Source organism: Mesorhizobium sp. M7A.F.Ca.CA.001.10.2.1 (genome assembly GCF_003998575.1).
Taxonomy (GTDB): domain Bacteria; phylum Pseudomonadota; class Alphaproteobacteria; order Rhizobiales; family Rhizobiaceae; genus Mesorhizobium.
In genome coordinates this window covers 1-7,812 of sequence record NZ_RZQY01000256.1, presented here as the reverse complement: position 1 = coordinate 7,812, position 7,812 = coordinate 1, and the positions used below count along the sequence as shown (strand labels likewise).

The 7,812-nt window shown below is 62.0% G+C and carries 7 protein-coding genes; 3 read left to right on the top strand and 4 right to left on the bottom strand.

The window, feature by feature from the left end:
* Both EN964_RS17515 and EN964_RS17510 read left to right on the top strand, forming a co-directional pair.
* Positions 1-960 (top strand): carbohydrate ABC transporter permease (locus EN964_RS17515; protein WP_164775859.1); only part of this gene is annotated, 960 nt, incomplete at its 5' end.
* A 26-nt stretch (positions 961-986) separates the two neighbouring features.
* Positions 987-1,904 carry a carbohydrate ABC transporter permease gene (locus EN964_RS17510; protein WP_127268003.1) on the top strand — a complete coding sequence of 306 codons (918 nt, stop codon included), beginning with the start codon at positions 987-989 and terminating at the stop codon, positions 1,902-1,904.
* A 12-nt stretch (positions 1,905-1,916) separates the two neighbouring features.
* Here EN964_RS17510 and EN964_RS17505 read toward each other — a convergent pair whose 3' ends face one another.
* Positions 1,917-2,660 (bottom strand): creatininase family protein, encoded by a 744-nt coding sequence (locus EN964_RS17505; RefSeq protein WP_127268004.1) that lies wholly within the window; start codon positions 2,658-2,660, stop codon positions 1,917-1,919.
* Between the two features lie 3 nt (positions 2,661-2,663).
* Positions 2,664-3,230, bottom strand: a complete 567-nt coding sequence (locus EN964_RS17500) for an SIS domain-containing protein (protein WP_127268005.1) — start codon at positions 3,228-3,230, stop codon at positions 2,664-2,666.
* Between the two features lie 178 nt (positions 3,231-3,408).
* On the opposite strand from EN964_RS17500, the gene EN964_RS17495 reads away from it, so the two are divergent.
* Positions 3,409-4,431 (top strand): aldo/keto reductase, encoded by a 1,023-nt coding sequence (locus EN964_RS17495; RefSeq protein WP_127268006.1) that lies wholly within the window; start codon positions 3,409-3,411, stop codon positions 4,429-4,431.
* An 88-nt stretch (positions 4,432-4,519) separates the two neighbouring features.
* On the opposite strand, the gene hupB is transcribed toward EN964_RS17495, so the two are convergent.
* Together hupB and lon are read right to left on the bottom strand one after the other, a co-directional pair.
* On the bottom strand, positions 4,520-4,792 hold the full coding sequence (hupB, locus tag EN964_RS17490; RefSeq protein WP_127268007.1) for a DNA-binding protein HupB: 273 nt from the start codon (positions 4,790-4,792) through the stop codon (positions 4,520-4,522).
* Positions 4,793-5,090: 298 nt separating this feature from the next.
* Positions 5,091-7,502, bottom strand: a complete 2,412-nt coding sequence (gene lon, locus EN964_RS17485; RefSeq protein ID WP_127268008.1) for an endopeptidase La — start codon at positions 7,500-7,502, stop codon at positions 5,091-5,093.
* Positions 7,503-7,812 lie beyond the last annotated feature (310 nt).

Here is a 7,812-nt window from a genome sequence, read left to right as displayed (position 1 = left end):
GATACGATCGGCTTCGAGACCTGGCGCCCCGTCGTCTATGCCTATGTGCTGTGGGGCGTGGCGATCGGCGTCGGCCAGGTGCTGACGCGCGGCGAAGACGGCCAGCGTGCCCTGTTCCTGCTGCCGGCGCTGCTGTTCACCATCGCCATGGTGATCTTCCCGACGCTATTCGGTTTCTACATCGCCCTCACCGACTGGAACCTCAGCTCGTTCAGCGGCCGCAAGTTCAACGGGCTCGACAATTTCTGGCAGATGCTGGCCGATCCCTACTACCGCAACGCGCTGTTCAACATGGTGCTCTATGTGCTGGCGGTGGCGGTCGAATATGTCATCGCCTTCGGCCTGGCGCTGCTGCTCAACGCGCAAATCCGGGCGCGAAAATTCTTCCGCGTCGTCTTCCTGATGCCGCTGATGCTGTCCCCGGTCGCGGTGTCGTGGATGATCGGCAAGTCGCTGATGGAATACCGGTTCGGACCGGCAGCAACGCTGGCGCGCCATCTCGGCTGGGAAAATCCCGCCTTCTTCTCCGACCCGATCATCGCGCGCATATCGATCATGATACTGGATGCCTGGACCTTCATCCCATTCATGATGATCATGCTGCTGGCCGGGCTGCAGGCGATGTCGCGCGAGGTGCTCGAAGCCGCACGCGTCGATGGCGCCAATGCGTGGCAGACCTTCTGGCAGGTCACTTTTCCGCTGATGTTGCCGGTGTCGGTGACGGCGGTGATCCTGCGCATCATCTTCAAGTTGAAGCTTGCCGATATCATCATCACCGTGACGTCCGGCGGCCCCGGCGGCGCCACCGATTCCGTGTCGAGCTTCATCTATCGCGAATATCGCGACCGCTCGAATGTCGGCTACGGAACCATGCTGGCGATGGCCTATCTGGTGATCATCGTCGTGTTCGTCACGTGGCTGTTGAAATTCGCCAACCGTTTTGTCCGCAATGTCAATTAAAGCAAGATGGGGGTGAGTTAAGCCCGATGAGCGTTCAGACCACCGAATATGTCGCCTCGGAGATCCGCTCGCCGGCGAGCTTCCTCGCCAGCCGCGTTTTCATCTATGGCGCGCTGGCCTTCTGGGCGTTCATCTGCCTGTTCCCGATCTATTGGACGGTGACAACCTCGTTCAAGACCGCGGTCGACGTCACGCAGGGCCATCTCATCCCCTTCGTCGACTTTCAGCCGGACTGGAAAGGCTGGCGCTCGCTCGGCCTGTCGCCGGACTCGATCTTCCAGACCTCGACGGTGCGCGAGGAGTTCCTCAAGCGCTTCATGAATTCGGTGATCACCTCGGTCGGTGCGTCGAGCCTCGCCATCGTCATCGGCAGCCTCGCCGCCTACGGGCTCACCCGCTATCGCTATCATTTCGCCTGGTTCAAGAACGAGGACATCTCGTTCTTCTTCCTGTCGCAGCTGATCCTGCCGCCGGTGGTGCTGGCGCTGCCCTTCCTGGTACTCTACCGCGAGGTCGGCCTGCTCGACACGCGCATCGGACTGATCCTGCTTTACACGCTGATGGTGCTGCCGATCGTCATCTGGATCATGCGCGACCAGTTCAATTCGATTCCCGTCGAACTTGAGGAAGCAGCCCTGGTCGACGGGCTGTCGATCTGGGGCGCGTTCTTCCGCATCGTCATGCCCATCGCGCTGCCGGGCATGGTCGCCGCCTTTATCCTGGCCATGGTGCTGTGCTGGAACGAGTATTTCTTCGCCGCCCTTTTGACCTCGACCGACGCCAAGACGATCCCCGTCATGGTGGCGAGCCAGACCGGCTCGCAAGGCATCAACTGGTGGTCGATGGCAGCGCTCGCCACGGCAGCCATCGCGCCGCTGGCGGTGATCGGCATCGCGCTTGAGCGCTATCTGATCATGGGCATGACCGCAGGAGCGGTGAAGTAGCAGGGCGGCCCGCTAGGCTGCCAGGATCGTGCGCAGGTGGTCCATGATCATGGCGACGCCCTTCTGCCCAAGCTCGGCCGAAGCATCCTTGGCGCTCGCCGTATACCAGCTCTTGTTGTCGTTGAAGTGAGCGGCATCGACAGCCTCCGGGCATAGCGCCAGCATCAGCGAGGTCTCGCCGATGCCGGCATGATCGAACGGGTACTTGCCGTTCATGTCAGCCGACATCAGCGGATGCACTTGCACCCAGTTGAAGAAATTTTCACCGGTGGCGTGCCCGGAATAGTAGTCGGCCATCGCCTGAGAGCCCCACCAGCCCTCGCCGCGCTCCTTTTCGAGGAAGCGGAAGATCGCCTGGCGGCCGGCGGTCTTGAACGCCAGATCGGTCGGCATGCCGGCGGCAAAGTTCTCGGTCTGGTGGTGGATGATGGCGTGGATGTTGCGAAAGCCGATGCGCAGCAGGCTGTAGAACAGCTCCTCGCCGAACGGCGCCAGCGCATTGCCGCCGACCTGCACCGAGCCGCTGCCTTCCGGGGGCGCCACCGCATAACTCGCAGCACCGTAGTAGAAGGGCGGCAGGATGACGACGTCCTTCTCCTTTTCGAACAGCTCCAGCGTCTTGACGACGGCCAGCGTGTCCATGCCGACGGCCATGTGCTCGCCATGGTATTCGAGCACGCCGAGCGGCAGAGCGACCGGCCAATTCTCGGCGATCGCCCTGCGGATCTGGTGTGGCAGCATCAGTTCGTAGCGCATGATCTATTCCATGTTGGTGTGGCGGGCGCGCATGGCTTCGGGCGACGCCCCGATCAATTCCCTGAGTTTCAGCACCATCACCTCGAACAGCAGGAACAGCGCGCCTTCGAACACCGAGCCCATCGGCAGCACCGATGTCTTCTGCGCCCCCTGATCGTTGGCCATGGTCTGCGCGGGAATGAGTAGGGTGAAGTCCGCGCGCTTCGCCGCGCTGCCTGCGGCCTGGGCGGTCAGCAGGAGATTGGTTGCACCTGCTTGGTGCGCGACCTGCATCAGGGTCAGCACGGTCGAGGTCTCTCCCGGCCCGGAGCTGACCAGGAAGACATCGCCCTGCCCCAGCGGCGGTGTGTTCATGTCGCCGACCACGGACACCGGCAGGCCCAAATGGTAGAGCCGCATGGCAAACCCCTTGACCTGCAAGGCCTCGCGGCCGCAGCCATAGACGACGATCTGTCGCGCGCCGGCCAGCATTTTGCAGGCGGCGTCGATCCGGCTTTCGTCGATGCGGGCCAGCACGCCGCCGAGTTCCTCAAGCGCGGTCTCGAACAGGCTTTTGCTCTTGTCGCTCACCGCGATCCTGCCATCAAAAATCACCCCTGGTATTTGCCGCCCTTGCTGCCACGAACAGCTTGATTTCGTTCATGCTAGCAACCGCGAAAATGCGTGTCCAACCCGCAGCTATGCTTTTGCCTGACCACAGGCGTGATAGTGTCATGTCAGACAAATCGAGCGAGGCAAACGGCAGCATATGAAGACACGGCATTTCGACCGCATCGGCAATGGCGGCATCAGTTTCACCGAGCTCGGCTTCGGCGCGGCGCCGCTCGGCAACCTCTACCGTGCCGTCTCCGACGAGGACGCCAACGCCACGCTGGAAGCCGCGTGGGCGACCGGCTGCCGCTACTACGACACCGCGCCGCTTTATGGACTCGGCCTGTCGGAAACGCGGCTCAACCCGTTCCTGCGCGGCAAGAAGCGCGACGACTATGTGCTGTCGAGCAAGGTCGGCCGCATCATGCGCGCCTGCCCGCCCGAAGAGCGCACCGGCATCGGCAAGTTCTTCGACACGCCGTCGCGCCGCGAAGTGTACGACTACAGCTATGACGGTGTCATGCGCTCGTTCGAGGCCTCGCTTGAGCGCCTCGGCGTCGACCGGATCGACATCCTCTTCGTCCACGATGTCGACATCTTCACGCATGGCAGCAAGGAAGCCTCCGACCGGCGCATCGAGGAGTTCATGCGCTCGGGCTATTACGGCTTGCTGTCGCTGCGCGACCAGGGCGTGATCAAGGCGTTCGGTGGCGGCATCAATGAGTGGCAGGTCGCGCAGACGCTGGCCGAGCGCGGCGACTTCGACCTGTTCCTGCTGGCCGGACGCTATACGCTCCTGGAACAGGAGGCGCTGACGTCCTTCCTGCCGCTCTGCCAGGCACGCGGCATCGGCATCGTTCTCGGCGGCCCCTACAACTCCGGCATCCTGGCGACCGGACCGAAGCCCGGCGCCTACTACAACTACTCGGAAGCGCCGAAGGACATACTCGATCGGGTCGCCGGGATCGAAAACGTCTGCAAGCGTCATGGTGTCAGGCTGATCGAGGCCGCCCTGCAATTCCCGCTGCTGCACCCCTCGGTCGTCTCGGTGATCCCCGGTGGCCAGCGGCCGAGCGAGGTCGAGAGCAATCGCTCGCTGCTCGATGCGAAACTGCCCCCAGCGCTTTGGGCCGATCTCAAGAAGGAAGGTCTGATGCGCGCCGAGGCGCCGACCGCATAAGCCGGCCGCCGTCGCGTCAGCGTCGGGCACAAAAAATGAAAAGCCGGGCAAGCCCGGCTTTTCTGAGGTCTCTGAAAAGAAAAAACGCTTAGTTGACTGCGTCCTTGAGGCCTTTGCCGGCCGAGAACTTCGGCACGGTGCGCGCCGGGATCTTCACTTCGGCGCCGGTCTGAGGATTGCGGCCGGTCGAAGCCGCACGCTTTGACACGGAGAAATTGCCAAAGCCGACAAGCCGGACATCGCCGCCCTTCTTCAGTTCGCCGGTGATCACGGAAAATACCGCATCGACCGCCGACTGCGCGTCACCCTTCGAAATGCTCGCGGCGTCGGCGACAGCGGACACCAGTTCGTTCTTGTTCATAAAAATTCCCTTCCATGAGAACACCGGAACTATCGACTCATCCGGCAGGAAACGGACTTTAGAAAGAAGCGCTCCCGCAACCAAGTCGAAAAGGCAGGAAAAAAGCGGAAAAAGCCCGGAAATGCTGGGTTTTTCACATGAAAAAGCCGGGCTCTAGGCCCGGCTCTCCGTTTGTGCGCTGCAACCTTGACGAAAACCAACGCATGGCCTCGAAAACCGTAGCCGGTTTTCGGAAAGGGCCATGCGCAAGTCCGAGCGTTAGAGCGTCCTTTGTGCGTCCAGATGGACGCCCGGCGCTCTAATGCGCCAGGGACTTTCCAGCGTCGTCGGCACTGTCTGTCGAGGCCGGCGGATTGACCGGTTCGACCCATTCGATCGGCTCCGGCATACGCACCAGCGCGTGGCGCAACACCTCGCCGACACGTGAGACCGGAATGATCTCCATGCCGTTCTTCACATTGTCCGGGATCTCCGCCAGGTCCTTGGCATTGTCTTCCGGGATCAGCACCTTCTTGATGCCGCCGCGCAGTGCGGCGAGCAGCTTCTCCTTGAGCCCGCCGATCGGCAAGATGCGGCCGCGAAGCGTTATCTCGCCGGTCATCGCCACATCCGCCCGGACCGGAATACCCGTCAGTACCGACACAATGGCTGTCGCCATGGCAGCACCCGCAGACGGGCCGTCCTTCGGCGTGGCGCCTTCCGGCAGGTGCACGTGGATGTCGCGCTTGTCGAACAGCGGCGGCTCGATGCCGAAATCGACGGCGCGCGAGCGGACATAGGAGGCCGCCGCCGAAATCGATTCCTTCATCACGTCGCGCAGGTTGCCGGTCACCGTCATGCGGCCCTTGCCGGGCATCATGACGCCTTCGACCGTCAGCAGTTCGCCGCCGACTTCCGTCCAGGCAAGACCTGTAACGACACCGACCTGATCGTCAGCCTCGACCTGGCCGAAGCGGTAGCGCTGCACACCAAGGTAATCGGAGAGGTTCTCCGCCGTGATGCTCACCGTCTTCTTCTTCGTCTTCAGGATCTCGGTCACCGCCTTGCGCCCGAGCTTCATCAGCTCGCGCTCCAGGCTCCTGACGCCCGCTTCGCGGGTGTAGGTCTGGACGATGGCGCGGATCGCGTCCTCACCGACGGAAAACTCCTTCGGCTGCAGCGCGTGATCGCGGATCACCTTCGGCATCAGGTGCCGCTTGGCGATCTCGATCTTCTCGTCCTCGGTGTAGCCGGCGATACGGATGATCTCCATGCGGTCCATCAAGGGCGCCGGGATGTTCAGCGTGTTCGCCGTCGTCACGAACATGACGCTCGACAGGTCGTATTCGACCTCGAGGTAATGGTCCATGAACGTCGAGTTCTGTTCCGGATCGAGGACCTCGAGCAACGCCGATGACGGATCGCCACGGAAGTCCTGGCCCATCTTGTCGATCTCGTCGAGCAGGAAGAGCGGGTTGGACTTCTTGGCCTTCTTCATCGACTGGATGACCTTGCCGGGCATCGAGCCGATATAGGTGCGGCGGTGGCCACGGATCTCGGCCTCGTCACGCACGCCGCCGAGCGCCATGCGGATGAATTCGCGACCGGTCGCCTTGGCGATCGACTTGCCGAGCGAGGTCTTGCCGACGCCGGGAGGGCCGACGAGGCACAGGATCGGCCCCTTCAGCTTCTTCTGGCGGCTTTGCACGGCGAGATACTCGACAATGCGCTCCTTGACCTTGTCGAGGCCGAAATGATCAGTGTCGAGCACGTTCTGCGCGAACGCCAGGTCCTGCTTGACCTTGGAGTTCTTGCCCCACGGAATCGACAGGATCCAGTCGAGATAGTTGCGCACGACGGTCGATTCAGCCGACATCGGCGACATCGTCCGGAGCTTCTTCAACTCGGCTTCCGCCTTTTCGCGGGCCTCCTTGGAGAGCTTGGTCTTCTTGATGCGCGCCTCGATCTCGGCGGCCTCGTCGCGGCCGTCCTCGCCTTCGCCGAGTTCCTTCTGGATCGCCTTCATCTGCTCGTTGAGGTAGTATTCGCGCTGCGTCTTCTCCATCTGGCGCTTGACGCGCGAGCGGATGCGCTTCTCCACCTGCAGGACGGAGATTTCGGCTTCCATGAAGCCCATAGCCTTTTCCAGCCGCTCCTTGACCGAGAGCGTGGCCAGCATTTCCTGCTTCTCAGGGATTTTGATGGCGAGATGCGAGGCGACCGTGTCGGCGAGCTTGGAATAGTCGTCGATCTGGCTGGCTGCACCCACCACTTCGGGCGAGATCTTCTTGTTCAGCTTGACGTAGTTCTCGAAGTCGGTGACGACCGAACGCGCCAGCGCCTCAACCTCGACCTCTTCCTCGTCCGGCTCGACCAGCGCCGCGGCGCGGGCCTCGTGGAAGTCGGGATGGTCGGTGAACGAGACGATTTTCGCACGCGAAGCGCCTTCGACCAGAACCTTGACGGTGCCGTCGGGCAGCTTGAGCAATTGCAGCACATTGGCGAGCGTGCCGATGTCGAAGATGGCATCGGGCTCGGGATCGTCGTCGGCGGCATTCATCTGGGTGGCAAGCAGGATCTGCTTTTCCTGACCCATCACCTCTTCCAGCGCCTTGATCGACTTCTCACGCCCGACGAAGAGCGGCACGATCATGTGCGGGAACACCACGATGTCGCGCAGTGGGAGAACTGCGAAGACGCCGTCGCTGGGTGCCTTGGATACTTTGGCCATTGTCCAACCTTTCATGTCGCGGCCGCCAATCAGCCAACCGCGAATCTTATATTAACGACCGGGGATCGTTCCGCCTACCACCGTTTATGACGGGAGTTTTACAGCACAGAAATCGGGCACCTCGGCCTTCTCCAGTTAGTTGGATGCACGACCCCCAAAGATCAAGGGGCGTGTCCAAATCCGCACTTCCAACCCGTCCGCGAGTGACACATTTGCGACGCCAAGCCGTACGCCGCGCAAAAGCCCTGTGTGACAGCAAAACGGCGCCTTGCGGCGCCGTTTCAGAATTTCGCTGCGGGCTCATGATGTC